This is a genomic window from Ruegeria sp. CDSA241, assembly GCF_059611265.1.
Genome location: NZ_JBXWPF010000003.1, coordinates 162,633 through 186,506, shown reverse-complemented (window position 1 = coordinate 186,506; position 23,874 = coordinate 162,633). Strand labels below are relative to the sequence as shown.

21 protein-coding genes are annotated in these 23,874 nt (G+C 57.3%); 7 read left to right on the top strand and 14 right to left on the bottom strand.

Annotated elements, in window-relative coordinates:
- Window positions 1-50: 50 nt before the first annotated feature.
- The gene (scpA, locus tag AC2FJV_RS04470; protein WP_496712814.1) at window positions 51-2,177 is read right to left on the bottom strand and encodes a methylmalonyl-CoA mutase; all 2,127 of its coding nucleotides are present in this window, start codon (window positions 2,175-2,177) and stop codon (window positions 51-53) included.
- 168 nt (window positions 2,178-2,345) lie between these two features.
- Between scpA and AC2FJV_RS04465 the strand changes: the two genes are divergently transcribed.
- Window positions 2,346-2,792, top strand: a complete 447-nt coding sequence (locus AC2FJV_RS04465; RefSeq protein WP_271949456.1) for a DUF4174 domain-containing protein — start codon at window positions 2,346-2,348, stop codon at window positions 2,790-2,792.
- A 76-nt stretch (window positions 2,793-2,868) separates the two neighbouring features.
- Here the strand turns inward: AC2FJV_RS04465 and AC2FJV_RS04460 are convergent, their stop codons facing one another.
- From AC2FJV_RS04460 to AC2FJV_RS04440, 5 genes are all read right to left on the bottom strand, one after another.
- Window positions 2,869-4,914, bottom strand: coding sequence for an ATP-binding protein (locus AC2FJV_RS04460; protein WP_496712812.1), 2,046 nt, complete (start codon window positions 4,912-4,914; stop codon window positions 2,869-2,871).
- 114 nt (window positions 4,915-5,028) lie between these two features.
- On the bottom strand, window positions 5,029-5,232 hold the full coding sequence (locus AC2FJV_RS04455; RefSeq protein ID WP_142636801.1) for a hypothetical protein: 204 nt from the start codon (window positions 5,230-5,232) through the stop codon (window positions 5,029-5,031).
- 706 nt (window positions 5,233-5,938) lie between these two features.
- Window positions 5,939-6,292: a hypothetical protein gene (locus AC2FJV_RS04450; RefSeq protein WP_142636799.1), complete on the bottom strand. Its 354-nt coding sequence runs from the start codon at window positions 6,290-6,292 to the stop codon at window positions 5,939-5,941.
- A 73-nt stretch (window positions 6,293-6,365) separates the two neighbouring features.
- Entirely contained in the window at window positions 6,366-6,692 is a 327-nt protein-coding gene (locus tag AC2FJV_RS04445; protein ID WP_496689677.1) for a DUF6497 family protein, read from the bottom strand.
- A gap of 256 nt (window positions 6,693-6,948) precedes the next feature.
- Entirely contained in the window at window positions 6,949-8,481 is a 1,533-nt protein-coding gene (locus tag AC2FJV_RS04440; RefSeq protein ID WP_142636795.1) for an acyl-CoA carboxylase subunit beta, read from the bottom strand.
- Window positions 8,482-8,664: 183 nt separating this feature from the next.
- On the opposite strand from AC2FJV_RS04440, the gene AC2FJV_RS04435 reads away from it, so the two are divergent.
- Both AC2FJV_RS04435 and AC2FJV_RS04430 read left to right on the top strand, forming a co-directional pair.
- Window positions 8,665-9,870: a multidrug effflux MFS transporter gene (locus tag AC2FJV_RS04435; RefSeq protein WP_142636794.1), complete on the top strand. Its 1,206-nt coding sequence runs from the start codon at window positions 8,665-8,667 to the stop codon at window positions 9,868-9,870.
- Between the two features lie 65 nt (window positions 9,871-9,935).
- Window positions 9,936-11,336: a helix-turn-helix domain-containing protein gene (locus AC2FJV_RS04430; protein WP_271949447.1), complete on the top strand. Its 1,401-nt coding sequence runs from the start codon at window positions 9,936-9,938 to the stop codon at window positions 11,334-11,336.
- A gap of 59 nt (window positions 11,337-11,395) precedes the next feature.
- Here AC2FJV_RS04430 and AC2FJV_RS04425 read toward each other — a convergent pair whose 3' ends face one another.
- From AC2FJV_RS04425 to AC2FJV_RS04400, 6 genes are all read right to left on the bottom strand, one after another.
- Complete coding sequence (locus AC2FJV_RS04425) at window positions 11,396-11,635, bottom strand: HP1242/YdcH family protein (protein ID WP_142636790.1); 240 nt, start codon at window positions 11,633-11,635, stop codon at window positions 11,396-11,398.
- 78 nt (window positions 11,636-11,713) lie between these two features.
- Complete coding sequence (gene betA, locus AC2FJV_RS04420; RefSeq protein WP_496712809.1) at window positions 11,714-13,372, bottom strand: choline dehydrogenase; 1,659 nt, start codon at window positions 13,370-13,372, stop codon at window positions 11,714-11,716.
- 86 nt (window positions 13,373-13,458) lie between these two features.
- Window positions 13,459-14,967, bottom strand: coding sequence for a choline-sulfatase (gene betC / locus AC2FJV_RS04415; protein WP_496712807.1), 1,509 nt, complete (start codon window positions 14,965-14,967; stop codon window positions 13,459-13,461).
- Window positions 14,964-15,536, bottom strand: coding sequence for a choline-binding transcriptional repressor BetI (betI, locus tag AC2FJV_RS04410; RefSeq protein ID WP_271949443.1), 573 nt, complete (start codon window positions 15,534-15,536; stop codon window positions 14,964-14,966). Before betI ends, betC begins: the two co-directional genes overlap by 4 nt.
- 87 nt (window positions 15,537-15,623) lie before the next feature.
- Window positions 15,624-16,532, bottom strand: a complete 909-nt coding sequence (locus AC2FJV_RS04405) for a DMT family transporter (RefSeq protein ID WP_496689676.1) — start codon at window positions 16,530-16,532, stop codon at window positions 15,624-15,626.
- A gap of 40 nt (window positions 16,533-16,572) precedes the next feature.
- A complete protein-coding gene (locus AC2FJV_RS04400) occupies window positions 16,573-17,172 on the bottom strand; it encodes a LysE/ArgO family amino acid transporter (protein WP_282021478.1) in 600 nt (199 codons plus the stop codon).
- 86 nt (window positions 17,173-17,258) lie between these two features.
- Here AC2FJV_RS04400 and AC2FJV_RS04395 point away from each other — a divergent pair, with 86 nt between their 5' ends.
- Window positions 17,259-18,143, top strand: coding sequence for a LysR family transcriptional regulator ArgP (locus AC2FJV_RS04395; protein ID WP_496712805.1), 885 nt, complete (start codon window positions 17,259-17,261; stop codon window positions 18,141-18,143).
- A gap of 14 nt (window positions 18,144-18,157) precedes the next feature.
- On the opposite strand, the gene AC2FJV_RS04390 is transcribed toward AC2FJV_RS04395, so the two are convergent.
- Together AC2FJV_RS04390 and AC2FJV_RS04385 are read right to left on the bottom strand one after the other, a co-directional pair.
- On the bottom strand, window positions 18,158-19,429 hold the full coding sequence (locus AC2FJV_RS04390) for a permease (RefSeq protein WP_496712803.1): 1,272 nt from the start codon (window positions 19,427-19,429) through the stop codon (window positions 18,158-18,160).
- 136 nt (window positions 19,430-19,565) lie between these two features.
- Window positions 19,566-20,306 (bottom strand): YebC/PmpR family DNA-binding transcriptional regulator, encoded by a 741-nt coding sequence (locus AC2FJV_RS04385; RefSeq protein ID WP_142636775.1) that lies wholly within the window; start codon window positions 20,304-20,306, stop codon window positions 19,566-19,568.
- 110 nt (window positions 20,307-20,416) lie between these two features.
- Here AC2FJV_RS04385 and AC2FJV_RS04380 point away from each other — a divergent pair, with 110 nt between their 5' ends.
- From AC2FJV_RS04380 to AC2FJV_RS04370, 3 genes are all read left to right on the top strand, one after another.
- Entirely contained in the window at window positions 20,417-22,189 is a 1,773-nt protein-coding gene (locus AC2FJV_RS04380; RefSeq protein WP_496712801.1) for an SLC13 family permease, read from the top strand.
- Window positions 22,190-22,206: 17 nt separating this feature from the next.
- A complete protein-coding gene (locus AC2FJV_RS04375; protein ID WP_496712799.1) occupies window positions 22,207-22,941 on the top strand; it encodes a glutamine amidotransferase in 735 nt (244 codons plus the stop codon).
- 72 nt (window positions 22,942-23,013) lie between these two features.
- On the top strand, window positions 23,014-23,871 hold the full coding sequence (locus AC2FJV_RS04370) for a bile acid:sodium symporter family protein (protein ID WP_496690945.1): 858 nt from the start codon (window positions 23,014-23,016) through the stop codon (window positions 23,869-23,871).
- The last annotated feature ends 3 nt before the right edge of the window (window positions 23,872-23,874 follow it).

Here is a 23,874-nt window from a genome sequence, read left to right as displayed (position 1 = left end):
CTCAAAGGCGCTGGATCACAAGATTTTTCGACGAAAAACTTGGCGCCGGGTCAATCTTTGGCTTCGCCGATCAAACTCAGGATATCTTGTGCCGCCTCTGGGATGTTCGTACCCGGACCAAAGATCGCCTTAACCCCGTGATCATAGAGGAACTTATAATCCTGTTGTGGGATGACACCTCCGCAGATGACGATGATATCCTCAGCCCCGGCCTTTTTCAGTTCTTCGACCAGCTGCGGGGCCAGCGTCTTGTGCCCGGCTGCCTGAGACGAAATGCCGACGACATGGACGTCATTGTCCACCGCGTCTTGTGCTGCTTCGGCTGGCGTTTGGAACAGCGGGCCAACGTCCACGTCAAAGCCGATATCGGCAAAGGCTGTGGCGATCACCTTGGCTCCCCGGTCATGCCCGTCCTGCCCCATCTTGACGACCAGCAGGCGCGGGCGACGGCCTTCGGCCTCAGCAAAATCCTCAATGGACTTCTGGATGGCGGCAAAGCCTTCGTCGCCCTCATAGGCGGCCCCATAAACACCGGCCAGCGTTTTAACCTCGGCGCGGTGGCGACCAAATTCCTTTTCCATTGCCATGCTGATCTCTCCTACGGATGCGCGGGCACGGGCGGCTTCGACAGCAGCGGCCAGCAGGTTGCCGCCATCGCGGGCGGTAGTCGTCAGGGTGTCCAGCGCCTTTTGGCAGGCAGCCTCATCGCGCGTGGCACGGATGCGTTCCAGACGTGCCACCTGCGCCTCGCGGACAGCCACATTGTCGACATCCAGAATGTCTATCGGGTCTTCCCGTTCCTTGCGGTACTTGTTGACGCCGACGATTACCTCGTCACCCCGGTCGATCATCGCCTGCCGTCGGGCGGCGCTTTCTTCTATCCGAAGCTTTGGCATGCCGGATGCAACGGCCTTGGTCATGCCGCCCATTTCCTCGACCTCTTCCATAAGAGCCCAGGCTTTTTCGACCAGCTCATTAGTCAGGCTTTCGACGTAGTAAGACCCGGCCAGCGGATCGACCACATCGGTCACCCCGGTTTCCTCTTGCAGCACCAACTGAGTGTTCCGTGCAATGCGAGCAGAGAAATCGGTGGGCAGCGCAATCGCCTCGTCCAAGGCGTTAGTATGCAGCGATTGGGTGCCGCCCAGAACCGCGCTCATCGCCTCATAGGCCGTGCGGATCACGTTGTTATAGGGGTCTTGTTCTTGCAGCGACACGCCTGAGGTCTGGCAATGGGTCCGCAGCATCTTAGAGCGCTCGGATTTCGCGCCGAAATCGGTCATTACCCGATGCCAAAGGGTACGGGCCGCACGCAGCTTGGCAATTTCCATGAAGAAATTCATGCCAATGGCAAAAAAGAACGACAAGCGACCAGCGAATTTGTCGACATCCATTCCGGCCTGTGTCGCTGCACGAACGTATTCGCGCCCGTCAGCCAGCGTATAGGCCAGCTCCTGCACCAGGTTCGCCCCGGCCTCTTGCATGTGATAGCCCGAGATTGAGATCGAGTTGAATTTGGGCATATCATTCGACGTATATTCGATGATGTCCGAGATGATCTTCATCGAAGGCTCAGGCGGGTAGATATAGGTGTTACGCACCATGAATTCTTTCAGAATGTCATTCTGAATAGTGCCGGACAGGACGGATTTGTCGTGGCCCTGTTCCTCACCCGCTACAATGAAACTTGCCAGGATAGGAACCACGGCACCGTTCATGGTCATCGAGACCGAGACCTTGTCCAACGGGATGCCGTCGAACAGAATCTTCATGTCCTCTACGCTGTCGATGGCCACACCGGCCTTGCCCACATCGCCGACAACGCGTGGGTGGTCGCTGTCATATCCGCGGTGCGTGGCCAGATCGAAAGCAACCGAGACCCCCTGCTGACCCGCCGCCAGATTGCGACGGTAGAAGGCATTCGATTCCTCGGCGGTGGAAAACCCCGCATATTGGCGGATCGTCCAGGGACGACCGGCATACATTGTCGCCTTTACCCCGCGCGTGAACGGCCCAAACCCGGGCATGGAGCCCATATGCGGCAGATCAGCCGTATCTTCCTGCGTATAGAGTGGCTTGACGGCGATGCCTTCCAGCGTCTCTTTGGTCAGGTCGTCCAACGGGCGACCGCGCAGCTCTTTCTCGGCCAGCGCCTGCCAGTCTTTCCTATTGGTCATTGCGATATCCTTTTCTCAATTCGGGTCGCGCAAGGGCGTGGCCCGCGCGTTATCATCCGTGGTTGCGCCCATTCGAATTGGATGGGACGCAATATTTTATGGGCTGCGTGCATTTCGCTGGTCGCATTCGTGCGCACAGGGACTATATTCAATCCAACAGGAGGCCCAATGACACGAACGCTAGCCTTTGTTTTTTCGGCGCTATTTCCACTGGCGGCCCTTGCAGCTGACGGGGTAGCCCCGGTTGACGATGAATTTGTCCGCCCTGTGGGGGATAGCGAGCTCAGCGAATATCTGTGGATCAAGCGGCCCATTGTTGTCTTTGCCGATACACCTGCTGACCCGCGATTCCAGCAGCAGGTCGACATGCTTTTGGAAGGGGAGGACGTCATGCGCGACCGCGATGTGGTCGTTCTGATCGACACTGACCCTGACGCCCGCTCGCCCATCCGGTCAAAACTGCGCCCGCGCGGGTTCCAGATGGTGTTTGTCGACAAGGACGGCGTGGTCAAACTGCGCAAACCTTCCCCTTGGAGCGTGCGTGAAATCGGTCGCTCCATCGACAAGACCCCCCTGCGCCAACGCGAAATCCGTGAACGGCGCGAGGGCGGCTGAACGCGTTTCCCATACCCGACGGCCCCGGCGGCGACCGCCGGTTCCCTTGCAGGATATGACAAACGCACGGTCATGATCATTCAAACTCGATGATCACATCATCCACGGCGAGGCTGTCGCCGGGGCCTGCGTTGATCTTGGCAACGGTGCCTTTTTTCTCGGCGCGCAGAATGTTTTCCATCTTCATCGCCTCGATAGTGCACAGCGCCTGACCTTCCTGCACTTCTTGGCCCACTTCGACATCGACCTTTACGATCAGGCCAGGCATCGGGCAGAGCAGCAGTTTCGACGTATCCGGCGGCAGTTTCTCGGGCATCAGCTTGGCCAGTTCCGCCTGTCGCGGACGGCGCACATGCACCTTCATATCCGCGCCCCGGTTGCGGATCCGGAACCCGCCCGAGATTTTGTCGGCCTTCAGAACCAGCGGGCTACCGTCTATGTCCAGCACCGCCAGCTGATCGCCCGGCGTCCACTCCGAGGCCACGCGCAATGTCGCGCCGCCTTCGAATTTGACCGTTGCGCCCTCTTTATCGGCATTCACCTGAACTGCGTATTCCTGGCCCTGCAGGGTCACGACCCAGCGTTTGCCGACCTTGCGTTCATGGTTGTCCATCCGGCCCGATACACGGGTGCGGCGAATCTCAGCCACCCGGTGCATGGCGGCGCAGGAAGCTGCGATCTGGCGCAGGTCAGCCTCGGGCAGCTCTACGCCCTGGAACCCATCGGGGTACTGTTCTTCGATGAACGCGGTAGTCATCTCGCCCTTGATGAAGATCGGATGATCCATCACTGCCGACAGGAACGGCAGATTGTGCCCGATGCCTTCGACCTCGAAACTGTCCAGCGCCACCCGCATCGCCTCAATCGCTTGATCACGGGTCGGGGCCCAGGTGCACAATTTGGCGATCATCGGATCGTAATACATACTGATCTCACCGCCTTCATAGACGCCGGTATCGTTGCGAACGGCGGCCTCTCCGCTGGGGGCTTCACCCTGCCATTTGTCATTTACCAACAGCGGACCAGCGGCAGTTTCCTGAGGCGGGCGGTAGCGCGTCAAACGACCAATGGACGGCAAGAAGCCACGATACGGATCTTCGGCATACAAACGGTTTTCAATCGCCCAGCCGGTCAGTGTGACATCGTCCTGGGAGATCGACAGTTTCTCACCAGCCGCGACGCGGATCATCTGTTCGACCAGATCGACACCGGTGATCAGTTCGGTCACCGGGTGTTCCACCTGCAGGCGTGTGTTCATTTCTAGAAAGTAGAAGTTCTTGTCACCATCAACGATAAACTCGACCGTGCCAGCGCTGGCATAATCCACAGCCTTGGCCAGGGCCACCGCCTGCTCGCCCATCGCCTTGCGGGTCGCCTCATCCAGGAAAGGCGATGGTGCCTCTTCGACCACCTTCTGGTTCCGACGCTGGATCGAGCATTCGCGTTCGCCCAGATAAACCCCGTTGCCGTGGCTGTCGCACAGAACCTGAATCTCGATGTGGCGGGGCTGGGTCACGAATTTCTCGATGAAAATCCGGTCATCGCCAAAGGAATTCGCGGCCTCGTTCTTGGACGACTGGAACCCTTCGCGCGCCTCGTCGTCATTCCACGCGATCCGCATGCCTTTACCACCGCCACCGGCGCTGGCTTTGATCATGACCGGATAGCCAACCTCATTCGAGATCTTCACCGCGTCTTCCGCGTCTTCAATCAGGCCCATATAGCCCGGAACCGTGGAAACTCCGGCCTCTTGCGCGATCTTTTTCGAGGTGATCTTGTCGCCCATGCTTTCAATCGCGCCCACCGGCGGACCGACAAAAGCCACGCCCTCGGCATTCAACGCCTCGGCGAATTTCGAGTTTTCAGACAGAAAGCCATATCCCGGATGAACCGCCTGCGCGCCGCTTTGGCGGATCGCATCCATGACCTTGTCGATCACGATATAGGACTGGTTCGCAGGTGGCGGGCCGATATGCACGGCCTCATCTGCCATCGACACATGCAGGGCGTTCTTGTCCGCGTCCGAATAGATGGCGACCGTGCCGATACCCATCTTGCGGGCGGTTTTGATAACCCGGCAGGCGATCTCGCCCCGGTTGGCGATCAGGATCTTGTTGAACATGGAACGTCCTCTGTCTTGAAGTTCTGGAAACGCAAAACGCCGCCGCGGGGCAATGGCCCCACGACGGCGTGTCGCGCGATGACGGTCGGGGCGACGGGGGCCCCGAAGATTTCGTTATCTACAGTTGTTCTGGGTCTTGCAGTAAAGCACGTTGCCTGCCGCGCCGACCACGGCACCCAACAGCGGGTCGGCACTGACGACTGCCGCGCCAACGGCGCCGGCTCCACCGCCAAGCAACGCCTGCTCGCCGGTCGAGTCTCCGCACGCCGCGAGCCCTGCACAGGTCGCCATTGCAAGAATGACTTTCGAGATTCGCATGATGTCTGCCCTTTTTGGTTTTTTAACAATTTCAGAGCCAGATGCGGGAAATCGCCACTGTTATTCAATAACGAGCGTACCGAAATGCCCATTTGCGCAGTTTTATGCCATCCAATGACTGAAGTTTGCACAAAGAAAAACGCGGGCAGGACATTGTGAAAACCACAAGCCTGCCCGCGGAAGGAAGGGGTACGGAATAGTAGGTGCGCGTGCGACGCAGGCAAAGTAGAGCCGCACGACCCGCTCACCATGCACGGCCCGGTTGCACCTGCAAACCGGGATTGGCCAGTGGTGAAATTTCCGGCCAGAATCTGCCCATTCAGCGAAATATCGCGCAGAAACGCGCCGATTCCGCTTGCGTGAACTTTGGTTGGGCAGGGCGAAATTCGCACCCCGAAAGTCACGCAAACCTTTGTTTTATCAACACTACCTGAGATCACATGACCTGAAGAATTCGATCCTAAGTCGCCGCGGCCAACCCCCGCCGACCGGCCTTTTTCCTGCCCAAGCCTTGATGGTTTTCCCGCCACCAAGCCACGGGTTATACAGGCCATAGAATCAGTGGTTTGCGCCCTTTCCCTCAGGTATTTTGCGCGATTGTCACGCGCCCGATCTGCACAGCGCACATATCCTTCTTGACCCAACCGGGGCAAAGAAACCCTGTTGGAATTTCCAAGGCGTTTATGTGCGACGACGTCGATCACCTTCAGCTATCCCCGCCGAAAATGTCCGGAAACGAGGCTCTGGCCACGCTCGGATCAATGACCAGCAAGGCATCATAGCTGGCGGGGTCAAACGGATCCTCCGCCGGAATGACCTCACGCCCGAAAAACCAGCTCAGGCGACCGGCATCCAGATTGCCACGTTCGAATGGCTGGTCGCCGAAATGCTCCCACAGGGCCTCGATAAAGGCTGCATCCGCGCGACGATCAGCAGGTTTACGATCCCGGAACCGTTCACGCGTTGTCAGTGGGGTAACACCCTTTGGGTTGGCCCGTCTGATAGTGAATTGATAATCCGTCCCGGTCAGACGGCCGGGAAATCCGCGATGTTTCAACATTTCAGCGCCTCTTCGCTAAGGTCCTTTGAGGCGAAGGGGAATGCACAGAAATTGTGGTAATTGACAACCATTCTCAAATCCCTCCGTCCCAGATACATTGGGAATCCTGCAGAAGATACGCTTCGAAGAACTGCGTGGCATCCGGCGCGGTATGGCCAAAATCTATCGGCTTGTTCGAAAGGGAAATCACAACCCTGGCTGGTTCCAGCTTGTGGTGCGCGACATAGGCCACGGCCAGCGTCTGACACAGGTGCTCCATGTCGATCGTGGCGACATCATATCCAATGCGTCCCACATCCGAGCCTATCTTTGGCGCGATGAAGCGAAAGCGCAGCCATAACTCGCCCGGATTGTTGTCCAGCAGGACATCGTTCAGATGTACAGGCTGCCCAGAGGGCACCGGCACCAATGCTTCTGCGAATGTAGGCGAACCAAGACAGAGAATTGCCAGACATAAGGCGCGATCCCAGACCCACCAAAGGCGAGCTCCTCTCTCCGGGATCGCGCGCGCATGCCTACTGGCCCGCGCTTTTCTATGTCCAATAAGGCATTTCATTTAGCAGCTTTGCTCTCAAAGTCAAATTCGCCGTTTGGGGGTCTTTCACCAACGTGCCCAGAGGCAGGCAAACCAGAGCGCCTGCCCCGCGACCGTCAGCTTACAGCGGAATGTTATCGTGCTTTTTCCAGGGGTTTTTCAGTTGCTTGTTACGCAAGCTGGCAAAAGCTCGCGATACGCGGCGGCGGGTCGAATGCGGCATGATCACCTCATCAATGAATCCACGTTCCGCAGCCACAAACGGGTTGGCAAACCGGTCCTCATAGTCCTGAGCGTGCTGTGCGATTTTCTCGGCATCGCCCAGATCCGCACGGTGGATGATTTCGGTCGCGCCCTTGGCCCCCATCACCGCGATCTCGGCGGTTGGCCAAGCATAGTTGAAATCGCCACGCAGATGTTTGGATGCCATCACGTCATAGGCACCGCCATAGGCCTTTCGGGTGATCACTGTGACCTTCGGAACGGTCGCCTCGCCATAGGCAAACAGCAGTTTTGCGCCATGTTTGATCACGCCGCCATATTCTTGCGAGGTTCCCGGCAAAAAGCCCGGCACATCAACCAGTGTCAAAATCGGAATTTCAAAGCAATCACAGAACCGGACGAAGCGCGCGGCTTTGCGGCTGCTGTCGATATCCAGACAGCCGGCCAGCACCATCGGCTGGTTGGCTACAACACCTACGGTCTGACCTTCCAGACGGATAAAGCCCGTGATGATGTTCTTGGCGTAATCTTCTTGAATTTCGTAAAAATCACCCTCGTCCGCCACTTTGGCAATGAGTTCTTTCATGTCATAAGGCGTGTTCGGGTTGTCCGGGATCAACGTATCCAGCGAAGCCTCAATCCGGCCCGGTTCGTCAAAGAAGGGACGAACGGGCGGTTTTTCCTTGTTGTTCAACGGTAGGAAATCGACAAGACGGCGCACTTCGGCCAGTGCTTCGACATCATTTTCGAATGCACCGTCGGCAACCGAAGATTTCTTGGTATGGGTCGATGCACCACCCAGCTCTTCGGCGGTTACAACCTCATTGGTGACTGTCTTGACGACATCGGGGCCCGTCACAAACATGTACGAGGTGTCTTTGACCATAAAGATAAAGTCGGTCATCGCCGGACTGTAGACGGCGCCACCGGCGCAGGGCCCCATGATCACACTGATCTGCGGAACCACGCCCGAGGCCATGATGTTACGCTGGAACACCTCGGCATAACCCGCAAGCGAGGCCACACCTTCCTGGATTCGCGCACCACCCGAATCGTTGATGCCGATCACCGGAGCACCATTCTGGATTGCCATGTCCATGATCTTGCAGATTTTCTGCGCGTGGGTTTCCGACAGAGACCCGCCGAAAACGGTGAAGTCCTGGCTGAAGACATAGACCATACGACCATTGATTGTGCCCCATCCGGTGACGACACCATCGCCTGCAGGCTTTTGATTTTCCATCCCGAAATCCGTGCAACGATGGCTGACAAACATGTCGAATTCTTCGAAACTGCCTTCATCCACCAACAGCTCTATGCGTTCGCGTGCGGTGAGCTTGCCCCGCGCATGCTGCGCATCAATACGTTTTTGCCCACCTCCCAGCCGTGCATCGTTGCGGCGGCCTTCAAGCTCGGAAAGGATGTCTTTCATAACGATGATCCCCTTTGAAATTTGGCGCGACACTATACTTAGTTTCGTTCAGACCAAAGCCTCATTCGGCAAATTTGCAAATCTTTGAAAATACAGTTTCGGGTAATTGTAAACATGCAAAGTTTCGCACTGAGACACGGTCACGGATGGCAATCCCAAAAACCGTCACTATACATGTGAACCATGCAGTTTACTTCTTCGCCAGCGCGTCGTTCGCCCCCAACCATTGCCACACTTGTGATGCTATCCGGGCTGTCAGCGCTGAGCTTGAATCTTTTCCTTCCCAGCCTGCCCAATATGGCCGCGTATTTTGACGCAGACTACAAAGTCATGCAGCTGTCGATCGCTCTGTATCTGATGATCAGCGCAGTAATCCAAATTCTGATCGGCCCCATCGCAGATAAGGTTGGCCGCAGGCCAGTTATTCTCTGGGGATTGGTTCTGTTTCTGATTGCGACACTGGGTTGCATCTACTCCCCGAACGCCGAAGTATTTCTGGCCTTCAGGATGTTTCAAGCGGTCGTCGCAGTTGGAATGGTCCTTAGCCGTGCAGCGGTGCGAGACCTTTACGAAGCAGATCAGGCCGCTTCGATGATCGGCTATGTCACCATGGGAATGGCCATTGTTCCAATGATTGGCCCTGCCATCGGCGGCTTTCTGGAAGAGAGCTTTGGCTGGAAGGCAAATTTCTGGCTTCCTTTCGGGCTGGGTCTACTGGCGCTAATGCTGACCTATTCCGACTTCGGAGAAACATCCCGCAAAAGCGGGCTGACCTTGCTGCAGCAGTTTCGTGAATACCCGGAATTGCTCAGATCCCCTCGGTTCTGGGGCTATTCCATGGCCTCAGCCCTGTCGTCGGGCGCTTTTTTCGCCTATCTGGGCGGCGCGCCTTTCGTCGGGACTGAACTGTTCGGCCTAACAGCGTCAGAACTGGGCATTTACTTCGGCGCCCCCGCGGTGGGTTATTTCTTCGGCAACTTCTTCAGCGGCAGGTTCTCTGTCCGCTTTGGCGTGAACCGGATGGTTCTTTGGGGGTGCTGGATGAACGCAACCGGCGTTGCACTGTCGACGATCGTGTTCCTTACGGGCTTCGGCTCAGTTCTCAGCTTCTTTGGGTTCATGACCATTGTTGGTGTGGGCAATGGTATGACCATTCCAAACGCAACATCAGGCGCACTGTCCGTCCGCCCGCACCTGGCCGCGACAGCATCTGGGCTGAGCGGGGCCATCATGCTGGGCGGCGGAGCTGGCCTGAGCGCGCTCACGGGCGCAATACTAACCCATGAAACAGGCGCGATGCCGCTGCTGTGGCTGATGTTGGCCTCAGCAACATTTGCCATCGTTGCTATTGCCATCGTGATCCGGCGCGAACGGTATTTGGGCCTGTAACACGCCTTGCGCAGGACGGTTTGCAAAGCTAGCGTTCAAGATTAGAAAAGTTGCAAAGGCACGCCATGGCGACCCAAAAGCTCTATGCTGGTGCAAAACTGCGTGAAATGCGCACGCGCCTGACGCTGACACAAAAGGAATTCGCAGCCAAACTGGGGGTTTCTCTTCCCTATCTGAACCAGATGGAGAATAACAACCGCCCGATCTCGACCACGGTTGTTCTGGCTCTGGCGCAGGAATTCGGCATGGACGTGACCGAACTTAGCACTGGTGACAGCGAACGTCTGGTCTCAGACCTGCGCGAAGCGCTGGCAGACCCCGTGTTTGATGACGCCATGCCACCGCTCGCTGATCTGCGCCTGACAGCTTCAAACGCCCCCGCAATGGCCCGAGCGTTTATCGCCCTGCACCGCACGTATCGCCAGACGCATGAAAGGCTGGCCTCGCTGGACGAAGCCCTGGGACGTGAAGACGCACAGATTCAGGCCAGCCCCTGGGAAGAAGTGCGAGACTTTTTCCATTATTGCGACAACTACATAGACGCGGTTGACCGAGCCGCAGAACGATTTGCAGGCCGCGCCCAGGACAAAGGCGGAATTCGCGCCGCCGCAATCGAAAGCTTGGGAGAAAACGGTATTCGCGTTCAGTTCCCGGATATCGAAGAAACCCGGAAATACGATGCGGATAGCAAAACATTGCTGCTGTCATCACGGATTGCACCGCAAACACAAGTGTTTCAGCTGCTCTTGCAGGTATCCCTAATCAATCAGGACAAGCTGCTTGAAGCGACACTGGATTTCGCCAAATTTCACAGTGATGAGGCGCGCGCGATTGCGAAGATCGGCCTGGCGAATTATTTTGCTGGCGCCTCTCTGATGCCCTATGGCGAATTTCTCAGCGCAGCCCAGCTGTATCGCCATGATTTGGAATTGCTCAGCAATCGTTTTGGAGCATCCATCGAACAGGTGGCCCACAGGCTTTCTACGCTGCAACGCCCCGGTGCAAAGGGGATACCATTCTTCTTTGTTCGGGTGGATCAGGCTGGAACGATCACAAAACGCCACTCCGCCACGCGCCTGCAATTTGCACGCTTTGGCGGTGCCTGCCCGTTGTGGAATGTGCACCGCGCCTTTGAAACTCCGGGTCACTTCCTGCGGCAGCTTGCCGAAACCCCGGACGGGGTCCGCTATATCTCGCTGGCGCGGGATGTTTCGAAATCGGGCGGTTCGTACGGAGCGCCTGTCCGGCGCTATGCGATTGCGCTGGGATGCGAGGTCCGCCACGCCGAAGCGTTGGTTTATGCGGACAATCTGGATATCTCAAACGCCAGTGCCTACGAGCCCATAGGTATCTCGTGCCGGATCTGCGAACGCCAGAACTGCCACCAACGGTCAGTTCCTCCGCTGGAACGTCGCCTGTCCATCGACACTCATACCCGCGGAACCTTACCCTATGAAGTCACCTGAGCTTTACCCGGCCTAAAACCACGGCCAGCCGAAACGGGGGCAATGCCCCCGCCCAACCCTTAAGCGTTCGACAAAATCGCCCAGATCTCATCCTTCAATGCGGCGCGTTTCTTGCGCAGCTCGCCTTCGGCAAGGTCCTCCATCGGCTCGACGTTAGTTTCCGCGCGGTGCACGATACGATTGACCTCGTGATACTCTTCGGCCAGCCGAGAAAAATGCGCATCGGACTGTTTAAGCTGACTGATCAATTCGACCTTGTCGGGAAACTCTTCGGCCAATTCGTGCGGGGTGTGGGACATTCCTGTTCGCTCCTTAGAAAATGCGTTGCGATTCAGGTCTATATTGGTCCCACTCCCCCCGCTTTGACGCGGATCAAATCAGCGCTGCGCCGAGGCCCATTGCGGATGAATCCAAGGCTGATCATTGGCTTTGGGCAACGGATCTTTGCCCAGCAGATGATCCGAGACTTTCTCGCCCACCATGATCGACGGCGCATTAAGGTTGCCGTTGGTGATTTGCGGAAAGATCGAACTGTCCGCCACACGCAGCCGATCCACGCCGATCACCCGGCCTTCGGAGTCGACAACCGCGTTCTGGTCATCCACCCGTCCCATCCTGCAGGTGCCGCAGGGATGATAGGCACTTTCGGCATGCTCAGCGATAAAGGCGTTCAACTCTTCATCTGTTTGTACCGCAGCACCGGGCTGAATCTCTTTCCCGGCAAAGGGTCTGAACGCCTCTTGCCCGAAAATCTCTCGCGTCAAGCGGATACAGGTGCGGAACTCCTCCCAGTCTTTTTCCTGGCTCATGTAATTGAACCGGATGACAGGTGCGTCCTCGGGTCGAGCCGAGCGCAATGTCACAGCACCCCGTGATTCCGATCGCATCGGACCCACATGTGCTTGGAACCCGTGCCCCTCGGCCGCAGCCTGCCCGTCATAGCGCACCGCCATCGGCAGGAAGTGGTACTGGATGTCGGGGTATTCGACACCCGGCCTTGATCGGATGAAGGCCGCGCTTTCGAACTGGTTCGAGGCACCAAGGCCGGTCTTGGTGAACAGCCATTGCGCCCCGATCAGGCCTTTGCTGACCAGGTTCCAGTGTTTGTAGAGCGTGATCGGCTGAAGCGAGGCTTGCTGGATATACAGCTCCAAATGGTCCTGTAGATTTGCGCCAACCCCCGGACGGTCTGCAACAACTCCGATCCCCTGCTCAGCCAAATGCGCAGCCGGGCCGATTCCAGACAGCATCAAAAGTTTCGGCGAGTTGATGGACGAGGCTGCGATGACCACTTCGCGGCGCGCGCGGATCACCTCTGTCTTGCCGCCACGGATCAGTTCAACACCAACAGCACTTCCGTTTTCCAGAACAATCCGGGTCGCAAGACCGCGCACGATATCACAGTTCTCGCGCTTGAGCGCAGGCCGCAGATAGGCATTTGCCGCCGACCAGCGCCGCCCTTTCCAGACGGTCTGCTCCATCGGGCCGAAGCCTTCTTGCTTTTCACCGTTATAGTCGCCCGTGATTTCATACCCGGCTTGCTGGCCCGCATCGACAAAGGCCTGGAACAGCGGGTTCGCACGCGGGCCCCGCGACACATGCAGCGGCCCGTCAGTGCCCCGCCACGCGGAATCCCCACCATGACCGCCGTCATGCCAGGTCTCCATCCGTTTGTAATATGGCAGCACATCCGCATAAGACCAACCATCCGCGCCCATCTCGGCCCAGGTATCGAAGTCCCGGGCGTGGCCGCGCACATAAACCATTCCGTTGATCGAAGAGGATCCGCCGATCACCTTCCCTCGCGGGCAGGCCAGGCGGCGGTTGTTCAGATGCGGCTCAGGCTCGGATTGATAGCCCCAGTCATAGCGCGACATGTTCATCGGATAGCTTAGCGCGGCGGGCATCTGGATAAACGGGCCCATGTCGGTACCGCCATGCTCGATCACCAGAACCGAGGCACCGGCCTCACTCAAACGATATGCCATCGCGCAGCCTGCGGAACCTGCGCCGACGATGACGAAATCTGCTTCCATTTTCGGGTCTCCATTCTCAACCGGAGCCAAGATTTTTCATCAAAAAATCTCTGCCTGACCAGAGAGGGTCTTGTTAATTCGGGTTGTTACTCTCCGCGTGGAAAGCGTTGGCTTTCCTCGACGATATTCAGATCCATGTGGTTACGCATGTACCGCTCAGATGCTTTCTGCAGGGGCTGGTAGTCCCAAGGATAATACCCGCCCTGGCGCAACGCCTCGTACACGACCCAGCGACGCGCCTGGCTGGCGCGAACTTCGGCGTCGAACCGATCCAGATCCCAACGGGCATCGGACTTGGCACGCAAGGTCTGCAACGTTCCTGCGTGCTCTGGCCTGTCTGCGAGGTTCTCCAACTCGGAAGGGTCCGCCTCGAGGTCGAACAGTTGATCAGGGTCTAGCGCACATCGGTTGTATTTCCATTTGCCATAGCGCAAGGACACCAGTGGCGCATAAGAGGCCTCGGCTGCATATTCCATCGCGACCGGCTCACTGCGCTCGTGCCCCATGGCCAGCGGCACAAGGTTTTCGCCATCTGTCCACGGCGCGATCTCTGCCATATCGACACCGGCAAGAGCACCCAAGGTCGGCGTCACATCTATGGTCGAAACCGGAGCGTCGATCCGGCCCGCTGGCAGATCGGGCGCACAGATCATCAGCGGGACGCGGGATGACCCTTCATAGAAGGTCATCTTGAACCACAATCCGCGTTCACCAAGCATATCGCCATGATCCGAAACGAACAGAATGATCGCCTCTTGCCGCGTGGTCTCTAACACCTCGAGGATTTCTCCGACCTTGTCGTCCAGATAAGAGATATTGGCGAAATAGGCGCGGCGTGATTTGCGGGTATCTTCTTGAGTGATGTCAAAGCTGCGCCAGTCATTGGCGTCAAAAATCCGTTTCGAATGCGGGTCCTGATTATCATAACCAAGGTCGGCAATCTCGGGCAGAAGGTGCTCGCAATCTTCGTACAGGTCCCAGTATTTGCGACGTGCAACATAGGGATCATGCGGGTGGGTAAAGCTTACAGTCAGGCACCATGGACGGTCGTCCTTGCCACGGGCCAGATCGTATAGCTTGGACTTGGCGTTATAGGCCACCTCGTCGTCATATTCCATTTGGTTGGAAATCTCGGCTACACCTGCGCCCGTGACCGAACCCATATTGTGATACCACCAGTCAATTCGCTCGCCTGGTTTACGGTAGTCCGGGGTCCAGCCGAAATCGGCGGGGTAGATGTCGGTGGTTAGGCGATCTTCAAACCCGTGCAACTGATCAGGCCCGACGAAATGCATCTTGCCCGACAGACAGGTATAGTACCCTGCACGGCGCAGATGGTGGGCATATGTCGGAATATCACTGCCAAACTCGGCGGCATTGTCATAGACACCAGTGCGCGACGGCAACTGACCGGACATAAAACTGGCCCGACCCGGCGCACACAGGGGCGACGCCGTATAGGCATTCGCAAATCGCGTGGATCGTTCGGCCAGCTTTTTCAGGTTTGGCGCATGCAGCCAGTCGACAGGACCGTCAGGAAAAAGGGTCCCGTTCAACTGATCCACCATCAGGATCAGAATATTAGGTTTTGTCATTTCTCGGCCTCGAGCAAGGTGCTGAGCACGCGCATCGCGTGGTTTACAGCCAGTTGCGGTTCTTCCGGGGCGCTCAGCGCGGCGTGGATATAAAGTCCGTCGATCAAGGCGATCATGTTCCCGGCCGCCTCAACCGGATCGGCCAAATGCGGGCGCAGCGCATAAACCAGGTTCGACCGGATACGGGCCTGATAAATCTGCCACAATCGCAGGGCGTCGTCATTAGTCTGCGCAAGAACGTAGAACGTCATCCACGCTGCCGTCACATCCGGCGTGAAACAGGATGGGGCAAAGCATGCCCGGATGATCGCCTGCGCGCGCCCACTTGGCGTGGCTGCTTTCAGTTCGGACCGGACCTCTGCCCCGAAATCCGACAGGATGCGGCGCATCGCTGCCAGAAAAATCTGATCTTTTCCGCCGAAATAGTGATGTGCCAGCGCGCTGGACATGCCAGCCCGCTTAGCGATCTGGCTGACGGTTACATCGAGGGATTTTTTCGACCCGAGCTCAGCAATCGTTGCCTTTACGATCGCATCACGGCGGATTGGCTCCATTCCGAGTTTCGGCATCCGTACCCCTCAACTGCTTTTGATAGAAAAACGCTAGGAGATTTTTATTGACTCGTCAATTAATAACGTTTTTTCGGCAGAAATCGGCTAGAGTTTAGGTGCAATACTGGGGGTCGTCAGGCTGCTGCGGTTCAACACGGCCTCGCGCCAGGCAATAAAACTGACTGCCAACAGAATCAGCGTGCCCCCGGCGACAACCCACAAATCTACGCTTTCGTGGAAAACCAACGCCCCAACCAGCGTGGCCCAGATCAGCTGTAAGAATGTGACGGGCTGCGTCACTGCTACGGGGGCGGCCTGCAGGGCCAAGGTCATCAGATAGTGTCCAAGTGTGGCAAAACAGGCAACCAGAAACAGCACACCCAAATCATGGAGACTTGGCGGGGACCACACGGCAATGGCGAAAGGTATCAGCGCCATCGTCACCCATATGGACATATGTGCAACCACGACCGAGGGCGGCAGATCTCGCACCAGCATCTTGGCCAGCAGGTAGGATGCACCAAGCGTCAACGAAGTCCCCAACATGGTCACGTGACCAACCGAGATATCCCGAAACCCAGGTCGGAGAATAATTGCGACACCGATCAATGCGACACCAATGGCGGCAATCCGGCGGAAGGCTAGTTTCTCGCCTAGAAACAGCACAGCACCCAATGTGACATAGACTGGCGTCATGTAGTTCATGGCCGTGACTTCGGCCAACGGAATTCGGGTCATGGAAAAAAACCACAGCATCACGGCAATGGCGTGAACCACCCCGCGGATGCCGAACAGTGTCAGATGCCTACGTGTCAGAGGTGTCGTAACGATCAGCCTTAACGCTGGCAGTAGGAACACCAACCCAAAGACAAAGCGCAGAAATGCGGCCTGTATCGGGTCCATGGAGGTGCCCAGAGATTTGACGAGCGCAGTCATGACAACAAAGGACAGACCGGCGGAAAACATCCAGAACATTCCCGCCAATGGCCGATAGGTGTTAGGTTGAGTTGTCATGTTAACGGTTCAACACCGAAACACAGGCGGGAACAAGACCTCAGATCGCCACCAGCTTGGCCGCAATCGCCAGCATGACAAAACCGATAACAACATCCAGCACCTGCCATGCCCTTGGGCGGGCAAAGACCGGCGACAGAATCCTTGCCCCGTAGCCCAACGAGAAGAAGAAGACAAAGCTGGACAGCATCGCTCCAATAGCAAAGGCCAACCGGTCATCATATTGTGCAGATATCGACCCGATCAGAACCACCGTGTCCAGATAGACATGCGGATTCAACCAGGTGAATGCCAGCACGGTCAGCAGGACAGACCTCAGACTTGAACGTGTCCCTTCACTGACATCCATGGAAGACCCGCCGTGCCAGGCCGATAGCAGGCTGCGCAACCCGTACCAGGTCAGAAACACAGCCCCGCCAAAGCGCATGACCGGCTCGAACCAAGGAGCAGTCTGAGCAAGCGTTCCGAACCCGGCAACCCCTGCCGCAATCAGAATGGCATCCGATACGGCGCAGGTCAGGCATAGGGCAAAAACATGTTCGCGGCGCAGCCCTTGACGCAGGACAAAGGCGTTCTGCGCACCAATGGCCAAAATCAGACTAAAGCCCAGAGCGAATCCGGAAATCAGAGATGCGGACATGAAACCTCCTGTGTTCGATTTGATTGACTAGAGCCAGTCAGTCGATTTATCAAATTAAAGAAGTTACACCTGGTTAAGCTCTGCTAATGTTGCTGGATCCCAATCACCTTGCCGCACTTTCGGCCATTCTACGCCACGGAAGCTTTGACGCCGCCGCCACAGAGCTGTCGGTGACGCCTTCGGCGATATCGCAGCGGATCAAGTCATTAGAGGATCGGATAGGCGCCGCTCTGATCACTCGTGGTGCGCCCTGCACAGCGACACCCGCCGGCTTGCGCATTGCCAGATACGCCGAGGATATCGGGCTGCTTGAGGCACAGCTGGCCCGTGAACTTGCGTTGGAGGGAACCTCTGGCCCGACCCAGGTGCGCATTGCAATTCCTGCAGACAGTTTGGCCACATGGTTCATCGCTGCGATGGCCCAAACAGATGAATTGCTGTTCGATCTGGTAATTGATGATCAGGACCATTCGGCCGATTGGTTGCGCCGCGGTGAGGTCAGCGCGGCTGTTACCACCGGAGGGCAACCGGTCTCTGGCTGCGATGCCCATCCACTTGGGGATTTCAGGTATATTCCAACGGCCAGCCCAGGTTTTATGCATAAATGGTTCCGGGACGGTGTAACCAAAAGCAGCCTTGCCATAGCACCGTGCCTGACCTTCAATCAAAAGGACGGTCTTCAGAAAGCCTGGTTTGCGAGAGAGTTTGGGCACCAGATTTCCCCGCCATCGCATTTTCTGCCATCCTCACACGGGTTTGTGGATGCAGCGATCGCCGGCATCGGGTGGGGAATGAACCCGATTGAGCTGGTACAAAAGCCTTTGGCAGATGGCCTGTTGTGCCCCTTGATACCAGACACGCCCCTTGATGTTCCGCTGACCTGGCAGGTCGGGCGTGTCTTATCCTCGGCCCTTTCGCCGCTGACCGCCGCTGTAAAGCGCGCGGCTGTCGACGCGCTTATTCAACGATAGACAGGATTGGCCGATCAGGATGGCTCGGGCGCTTTAGGAATTGGCGTGACCACCCGGTAACAGGCAAAAGCTGCGATCAGGCTCACCAAGACAACGATCAAAACCGCCGCCGAGACCTCGTGCATATGTGCCAGACCAGCCAGCGCCGCCGACACGATGACCGCAACAATCCGCGAGATGCTTTTCACCGCAGCCGCCCCTTTGACCCGCTGATCAAACGGGGCGATATCCAGAAAATACAACTTTCGGGCACTGCTGATGCCTGTAACCGCCACGGTCACCACAAACAGGGCAACCGCGTGAGTGTGCACTTGATGACCGATATGGAGGTAATGGACCGCCAGCAGCCCTGCTCCGGTCAAGGCCACCATCAGAGTTCCGGATACCATGACCGCCCGGTGGGATTTCAGGTTAACAAACTGCCACAAAGGCGCAGAGACCAGATATCCAGAGGCCGACGAAATGATCATTGCGGTAAGACCTTTGGCCGAACTGTGATGTGCCTCGGCCGCCATCAGGGCAAAGAACGGAACCGATAGACTGACAACCACAATCGGAAGGCGCATGACCATATAGCGCCGGAACCAGGTCTGGTTGAACATCGCCAGAATATCGGTGAAATACTCGGACCAATGTCTTTTGCTTTCGTCCTCAGGCGCTGTGGAAATTTTCTGATGCGGAACTTCGGACATCGCCAGGATTGATAGGCCAGACAACAGAAAAAACACCACTGCAACTCCGATCACAACTGAATGGCGCGCAAACGGAGGGTTGCCCAGCGTGATTTGATGGACCAACAGAACAAGACCGATTGCGCCCAATCCGCCGGCGCCTAACTGCAGATATCGCATGATCATCCGTGACCTGGACTGAACGTGCGCGCCCAGCAGGTCAGTAAGCAGCAATGTCTGGATCTCACCCACGAGACCGATCAAAAAAAATGCGGCGATAAAGGCTGTAGCCGTGAACACGAGACTGCCCGTCGCGGCCGCCGCCAGAGCCATGACAAGGCAGGCCCCGATCAATACTTCGGTCATCGCGATGCTGCGTTTCTTCTGTTCGCGCAGCGCAATGACTTGGGCCAGAAACACGTCGGCGATCATGCTGCCGACCATGCGGATTGAAACCAGCGCGCCGGCGATGAACATCGGAAGTTCCAGCGAAACCGCAAGAAATGGCAAGACAATGGACGGGCTGCCAAGGGTCCAGGCGACCTGCGACAGAATGCTCTGCCCGGTCAAAACAGGCACATTGCGTTTGGCCAAATCAAATTGAGGTTCGGTCATCTGCTCTTTGACTCACTGCTTCAGCTATTCGACCCAGCCTATGGGTTCGAACCTGATCGGCCAATAGCCCTATCCTCCAACCAACAAAAAACCCGGCCTGACGGCCGGGTTTCCAAATCTCAAGATGCGGGGCAGATCAAAGCTGCGCCATCACCTCATCCGAGGCTTCGAAATTGGTTGTGACGCGCTGAACGTCATCATCATCTTCCAGCGCATCGACCAGCTTCATCAGCTTTTGCATATCCTCAAGCCCCAGCTCGGTCGTGGTGCTTGGCTTCCAAACCAGTTTGGTGGATTCCGTTTCACCCAGCGCGGCCTCGAGCGCGTTCGAGACGTCGTTCAGATCGGTGTCGGCGCACCAGATGATATGACCTTCGTCCGAGCTTTCAACATCTTCCGCGCCTGCCTCAATGGCCGCTTCGAACACGGTGTCGGCATCACCAACCGTATCTGGATAGACCACTTCACCCTTGCGTTCGAACATAAAGCCGACGGAGCCGGTCTCGCCAAGATTGCCGCCATTCTTGGAAAAGGTCGAGCGCACGGTCGATGCGGTCCGGTTCCGGTTGTCGGTCATCGTCTCGACGATGACGGCCACTCCGTTGGGGCCATAGCCCTCATACCGGATTTCTTCGTATTCGTCGCCATCGCCCGCCTGCGATTTCTTGATCGCCCGGTCGATCACGTCTTTGGGGACCGAGTTTGACTTGGCCTCTTTCACCGCCAGACGCAGACGCGGGTTCTTGTCGGGGTCGGGGTCGCCCATCTTAGCGGCAACAGTGATCTCTTTTGACAGCTTGGAAAACAGTTTGGACCGCGCGGCGTCCTGACGTCCCTTGCGGTGCTGGATATTGGCCCATTTGGAGTGGCCTGCCATGGTGCGTCCTCGTGATAGTGTTTGCGTATTTGGCGCCCATATAGACGTTTGCGGGCCATGGGATCAAGAGACCGGCTTGCGACGGCTTCTTCTGCGAGTATGTTGGCGGTATGACGACAGATCAGATCATACTCTTCGCTCTCTTTGCCACTGTATTCGGAATGCTGCTTTGGGGGCGGTTTCGCTATGATCTTGTTGCGTTTTCCGCGCTTCTGGTCGGAGTGGTGTTGGGTGTCGTGCCCGTCGATGACGCTTTTGCCGGTTTTGGTCACTCGGCGACCATCATCGTCGCGCTGGTTCTGGTCGTTTCGGCCGGACTGGTCCGGTCCGGTGCGGTATTCCTGATCACGCGATCCTTGGTTGACGCGTCACGCGGCCTTGGGGCCCATATCGCCTTGATGGGCGGTATCGGGGCGGTTCTGTCCGCCTTCATGAATAACGTCGCTGCCTTGGCCCTATTGATGCCGGTCGACATTCAGACCGCACGAAAAGCCGGACGAGCTGTCGGCCTGACCCTAATGCCGCTCAGCTTTGCAACAATTCTGGGTGGGATGGCGACCCTGATTGGCACGCCACCGAACATCATCATCGCCTCAATCCGCGCAGAAACTCTGGGCGAGCCCTTTCGTATGTTCGATTTCGCCCCTGTGGGTGGCATTGCTGCGATTGCCGGGCTTGCTTTTGTCTCACTGGTGGGCTGGCGATTGATCCCGAACCGGGGACCGCAAACCGAAACCTCTGAGGCGCTGGCCGAATATATCGCAGAACTAACCGTCCCACCGGAATCGCCGTTGATCGGCAAACGGGTCAGCGAGCTTTATGAAGATGCCGAGAAATCTGACGTCGCCATCATCGGCCTGATCCGCGACGGCAAGCGCCGCTATGGCCGGTCGGCCCATGCAACACTGAATCAGGGTGACGCGCTGGTGCTTGAGGCCCGCCCCGAGGCGCTGGATGAATTCCGCGCGGCGCTGAAGCTGGATTTTTCGGACACACGTCGACAGGAGCTTCTGACCGCTGAAGGCGACGGGCTGGAAGTCGTCGAGGTTGTCGTGACCGAAAACGCCCGCATCACCGGGCGTACGGCGCAGGGGTTGGGATTGGCATGGCGGCAGAGCACCGTTTTGATGGGCATTTCGCGCCAGGGCCGCAGCATCACTGAACAGGTCCGCAAAACCGAGGTTGAGGCTGGCGACATCCTGTTGTTGCTGTGCCCGCGTGATCGCAGCGCCGATGTGACCGAATGGCTGGGATGCCTACCGCTGGCCCAACGTGGTTTGAACGTCACCGCCAATGAAAAGGCGTGGCTTGCGATTGGCCTGTTTGCCACCGCGGTACTGGCAGCCAGTGTTGGGCTGATCTACCTGCCGGTCGCATTGGGGCTGGTTGTGGTTGCCTATGTGCTGACCAAGATCATGCCAATCGCGGATCTCTATACTCACATCGAATGGCCGGTGGTCGTTTTGCTGGGCTCGATGATCCCGCTGGGCAGCGCGCTGGAAACCTCGGGCGGCACCGAACTGATCGCCAATGCGCTGATCCAGTTAACTGACGGTCTGCCTGCATGGGCTATTCTGACCGTTCTGATGGTGGTCACCATGACCCTGTCGGACGTGTTGAACAACACCGCCACAGCGATTGTGGCCGCCCCGGTCGGCATTCAGATGGCCCGCACGCTTGAGGTTTCCCCCGACCCGTTTCTGATGACGGTCGCCGTTGCAGCCTCTGCTGCGTTCCTGACGCCTATCGGGCATAAAAACAACACGCTGGTTCTGGGACCGGGTGGCTATCGGTTCGGAGACTACTGGCGCATGGGCCTGCCGCTGGAAATCCTGATCATTGCGGTTTCGATACCCGCCATCCTTGTGTTCTGGCCGCTGTGACGGGTAAGAGCCGTTCCATGAAACAATTTCTGATCCTGCAGTTACGCCCGGAAACCGATGCGTCGGATGCCGAATATGCCTCGATTCTGGACAAAACCGGCTTGAGCCCCGAACAGACCCACCGCATCCGGCTGGACTGCGAAGACCTGCCCGACGGTCTGGACGTGACCGACTATGCCGGGGTGATCGTCGGCGGTGGCCCCGGCTGTGTCAGCGATGATCCGGCGACAAAATCGCCGACGGATGCCCGCACCGAAGCCGCCATCATGGGTCTGATGTCACAGATCACCGGGCGCGATCATCCGTTCATGGGGTGCTGCTATGGGTTGGGTATTCTTACCGCGCATTTGGGTGGCGATGTCAGCAAGGACCAGTTCGGAGAGCCCGTCGGCCCCTCAACCTGCCACGTGACAGAGGACGGTGCCACCGATCCACTGATCTCGGGGCTAGGTCAGAGTTTTGATGCTTTTGTGGGCCATAAAGAGGCTGTGCAATCCCTGCCAGATGGGTGCGTGCATCTGCTGGCCTCGGACCCTTGCCCCTTCCAGATGATCCGCTGGGGCCAGAATGTCTATGCCACACAGTTCCACCCCGAGGCTGATGCCCGCGACTTTGAAGAACGTATCACCATCTACAAACACCACGGCTATTTCCCGCCCGAAGATGCGCAGCGTCTGATCGACATTTGCCACGCCGCCAATGTCACTCTGCCCGGTGAAATCCTGCGCAGGTTCGCCCAACGCTACGGCTGACCCTACGGCGCGGTTGCCTGCGGCTTTGACCCTCGCTTACGCTGGTCCGAACGGCTTTGGGAGGAGTTGTAGTTGGATCTGCTTATTAATGTCGGCCTGCCACTATCGTTGGCCATAATCATGCTGTCCTTGGGTGTCGGGCTTGAGATCGCCGATTTCCGCCGGGTTGTCAGCAGACGATACCCTTTTGCGATAGGGGCGTTCTGCCAGGTGATCTTGCTTCCCATTGCGGCATTTACGACGGTCAAACTCTTTGCACTGCCACCGGAAATAGCAGTCGGTGTTATGCTCCTCAGCTTTTGCCCCGGCGGTGTTACCAGCAATATCCTGACTAAACTGGCCAAGGGTGATGTCGCTCTTTCCGTCAGCCTGACAGCCATCATCAGCTTGCTGTCGATGGTGACGGTACCCGTATTGGCCGCATGGTCGATCAATCACTTCATGGGCGAGGACGCACCCGAGGTTTCGATCACCGGCCTCGCCATAGCGATGTTCCTGATAACCACCCTGCCCGTCGCTATCGGCGTCAGTATACGGCATTTCGCAAAAGGATTCGCAGAACGGGTCGATGCCCCTCTGTCCAAACTGGCTTCGATTCTTTTCGTCCTGATCGTTCTCGCCGCGCTGGCCGGGAACTGGGAAATGTTCGTCGAAAATTTGGGGCTGATGGGGTCGGCGTTGATCACCCTGAACATTGCGCTGCTGCTGATCGGGCTGGGACTGGCCCGCGCCGTGAACCTGTCATGGAACGAGAGCAAGACGATCTCGATCGAAACTGGCATCCAAAACTCGACTCTTGGCATCACATTGGCAGCGCTGATTACCAGCACGGAAAACGGGCTAAGCCCTCTTGCTCTGCCATCGGCCGTCTATGGTATCTTGATGTATGTCGTCGCCCTGCCATTTATCGCCTGGCTGCGCCGCAGCTGAGAG

Excerpts from the sequence above, each read along its gene's own strand:
- betI (WP_271949443.1), bottom strand. The coding sequence starts at position 15,536 with ATGCCGAAACTCGGAATGGAGCCAATCCGCCGTGATGCGATCGTAAAG.
- betA (WP_496712809.1), bottom strand. The coding sequence starts at position 13,372 with ATGGAAGCAGATTTCGTCATCGTCGGCGCAGGTTCCGCAGGCTGCGCG.
- AC2FJV_RS04380 (WP_496712801.1), top strand. The coding sequence starts at position 20,417 with ATGACGACAGATCAGATCATACTCTTCGCTCTCTTTGCCACTGTATTC.
- AC2FJV_RS04455 (WP_142636801.1), bottom strand. The coding sequence starts at position 5,232 with ATGCGAATCTCGAAAGTCATTCTTGCAATGGCGACCTGTGCAGGGCTC.
- AC2FJV_RS04450 (WP_142636799.1), bottom strand. The coding sequence starts at position 6,292 with ATGTTGAAACATCGCGGATTTCCCGGCCGTCTGACCGGGACGGATTAT.
- AC2FJV_RS04400 (WP_282021478.1), bottom strand. The coding sequence starts at position 17,172 with ATGTCCGCATCTCTGATTTCCGGATTCGCTCTGGGCTTTAGTCTGATT.
- AC2FJV_RS04435 (WP_142636794.1), top strand. The coding sequence starts at position 8,665 with ATGCAGTTTACTTCTTCGCCAGCGCGTCGTTCGCCCCCAACCATTGCC.
- AC2FJV_RS04395 (WP_496712805.1), top strand. The coding sequence starts at position 17,259 with ATGTTGCTGGATCCCAATCACCTTGCCGCACTTTCGGCCATTCTACGC.
- AC2FJV_RS04460 (WP_496712812.1), bottom strand. The coding sequence starts at position 4,914 with ATGTTCAACAAGATCCTGATCGCCAACCGGGGCGAGATCGCCTGCCGG.
- AC2FJV_RS04440 (WP_142636795.1), bottom strand. The coding sequence starts at position 8,481 with ATGAAAGACATCCTTTCCGAGCTTGAAGGCCGCCGCAACGATGCACGG.
- AC2FJV_RS04385 (WP_142636775.1), bottom strand. The coding sequence starts at position 20,306 with ATGGCAGGCCACTCCAAATGGGCCAATATCCAGCACCGCAAGGGACGT.
- AC2FJV_RS04405 (WP_496689676.1), bottom strand. The coding sequence starts at position 16,532 with ATGACAACTCAACCTAACACCTATCGGCCATTGGCGGGAATGTTCTGG.
- AC2FJV_RS04375 (WP_496712799.1), top strand. The coding sequence starts at position 22,207 with ATGAAACAATTTCTGATCCTGCAGTTACGCCCGGAAACCGATGCGTCG.
- AC2FJV_RS04425 (WP_142636790.1), bottom strand. The coding sequence starts at position 11,635 with ATGTCCCACACCCCGCACGAATTGGCCGAAGAGTTTCCCGACAAGGTC.
- scpA (WP_496712814.1), bottom strand. The coding sequence starts at position 2,177 with ATGACCAATAGGAAAGACTGGCAGGCGCTGGCCGAGAAAGAGCTGCGC.
- AC2FJV_RS04390 (WP_496712803.1), bottom strand. The coding sequence starts at position 19,429 with ATGACCGAACCTCAATTTGATTTGGCCAAACGCAATGTGCCTGTTTTG.
- AC2FJV_RS04465 (WP_271949456.1), top strand. The coding sequence starts at position 2,346 with ATGACACGAACGCTAGCCTTTGTTTTTTCGGCGCTATTTCCACTGGCG.
- AC2FJV_RS04430 (WP_271949447.1), top strand. The coding sequence starts at position 9,936 with ATGGCGACCCAAAAGCTCTATGCTGGTGCAAAACTGCGTGAAATGCGC.
- betC (WP_496712807.1), bottom strand. The coding sequence starts at position 14,967 with ATGACAAAACCTAATATTCTGATCCTGATGGTGGATCAGTTGAACGGG.